The following is a 308-nucleotide window of genomic DNA, read 5'->3' as shown; positions in this document are numbered from 1 at the left end:
CCGCCGTTCCGCGGCCGCGGTGTCGGCCGTCTGCTGATGGAGCGCGCGCTCAAGGACGCGAAGGCGAAAGGTCATCGCCTCGTGCTGCTGGTTGGCGACGAGCCCTATTACAGCCGCGTCGGCTTCAAGCCGGTCCCGAAAGGCCGTGTCACCATGCCCGGCCCTGTCGACGCCGCCCGTATCCTGGTATTCGAGCTCGTCGACGGCGCCTTCGAGGGCGTGTCGGGCCCGGTCGGCCCCGACTGGAGCAAGGCGCGGGCAGGGTAGGCCGGCCCGCGGCAGTGGGTAACCCGGATGTCGCTGCGCTC

General features: G+C 71.1%; 1 protein-coding gene. It reads left to right on the top strand.

Features of this window, described 5'->3' with window-relative positions; translation table 11 throughout:
* Positions 1 to 267: GNAT family N-acetyltransferase (locus AABA86_RS34615; RefSeq protein ID WP_338309944.1), on the top strand; the 267-nt coding region annotated here is incomplete at its 5' end.
* Positions 268 to 308 lie beyond the last annotated feature (41 nt).

The organism is Bradyrhizobium sp. TM233 (assembly GCF_036247965.1).
GTDB classification, from domain to species: Bacteria; Pseudomonadota; Alphaproteobacteria; order Rhizobiales; family Xanthobacteraceae; genus Bradyrhizobium; species Bradyrhizobium ottawaense.
This window is presented reverse-complemented; position numbering and strand designations above follow the sequence as displayed.